This is a genomic window from Xenorhabdus griffiniae, from assembly GCF_001028135.1.
In the GTDB taxonomy this organism is placed as follows: domain Bacteria; phylum Pseudomonadota; class Gammaproteobacteria; order Enterobacterales; family Enterobacteriaceae; genus Xenorhabdus; species Xenorhabdus bakwenae.
In genome coordinates this window covers 1-1,266 of sequence record NZ_LDNM01000193.1, presented here as the reverse complement: position 1 = coordinate 1,266, position 1,266 = coordinate 1, and the positions used below count along the sequence as shown (strand labels likewise).

Sequence of the window (1,266 nt, the reverse complement as noted above, 5' to 3'; positions counted from 1 at the left end):
CGGCACGGTTAACGCATTAAGCAGCTTCATTACGGCAGTAAATGGCGCTCCATCAAAAGAGCGTATTTCAACCAAAACCAAGCCCCGCCGTAGATCGGAGTCGGGGACTGTGACAGCGAGGGTGTAATGGACAATCAAAAACTAAATATTAAGGCGTTAGTGTTCCTTAATGGAATATTAACAATGAGTTGTGAAACGGATAAAGATGAATTCTGGCTGGAGTTATCCGCTTCACTTGGCTGGGTTAAATTCACTCGAATGCCCCCTAATCAAGAAACTTTCCTAGCCACTGAGCTACGTTCGGTATCTGAGCAAGCCCCTTGTTCACCAATTCAAGTGAGACATGTTTTATGGTCTCGTAAGGAAGCTGTTTTAGCTGAGTTAGGAATCGCTGCTTATCTTCGGGGTCTTGAACAGTAAGCTCTATCAAGTCAGCAATTTGCTGAATTGCATCATGATGAAATTTGATAGTTGTGACGTTTAGGATGGCACTTAATCCGCCGTCATCCAACATAAAATCTATTCCTTTTTCGGTCGCTCTTATAGAGTTAATTAACTGATATGAAGACAAGTTGTTATAATTTGAATGCTGATTGTAATCAATAGTAATAATCTTATGTTCGACTAAATATATAATATTAGCTCTAACTTTCTTTTCTTCATCAGAATCGAATCTAGTCATTAACAATTCATGAAATTGCTTGGCATCTGTTGCATCCGGATGAGCGTCAATCGCTTTCTCTAAAATTAATTTTTGTAATTCCCTATCAAATTTAGACATTTGCTCAGGCCTTATTAGCGTTGGGGAGAGCAAACTATAACCGATTTCTTTGCGTTGGGGAATGCGAAGAACCACTGCCGCCTGAGGTGGTTAAATAGGCAGGCACATCATAAATTAACGATAGACTTCCCCGCCGTAGATTGGAGTCGGGCGGGGTTACGGCTAGGGGGTGAGTATGGAAAACAAAATCAACGAGTTCATTTTGTATTTGACCGAACGTAGCATCAATCCTCGTGAAGTGGCTCATAACCCTGAATTGATGGATAAATACATGCGCGAATATTACATCGCACAATGCGATTTTTGTGACACGGTTTTGAAAACGCATAAAGAATCGCCGACCCGTATAAAGCAAGTGCTAGGGGTTTGATCATCAAATAAACAATATTAATTCTGAGGGTATGAATATGGATATCGAATTTATTAACGAATTGCGTGCTATGTTGAAACGCGACCGCCAATCAGCCATTCGTTTTCGTGATGAT

2 protein-coding genes are annotated in these 1,266 nt (G+C 40.7%); one reads left to right on the top strand and one right to left on the bottom strand.

Annotation, left to right across the window (positions count from 1 at the left end; genetic code table 11):
• Window positions 1-265: 265 nt before the first annotated feature.
• Window positions 266-856, bottom strand: a complete 591-nt coding sequence (locus tag AAY47_RS21525) for a hypothetical protein (protein WP_047772067.1) — start codon at window positions 854-856, stop codon at window positions 266-268.
• 100 nt (window positions 857-956) lie between these two features.
• Between AAY47_RS21525 and AAY47_RS19620 the strand changes: the two genes are divergently transcribed.
• Window positions 957-1,151: a hypothetical protein gene (locus AAY47_RS19620; protein WP_047772065.1), complete on the top strand. Its 195-nt coding sequence runs from the start codon at window positions 957-959 to the stop codon at window positions 1,149-1,151.
• Window positions 1,152-1,266 lie beyond the last annotated feature (115 nt).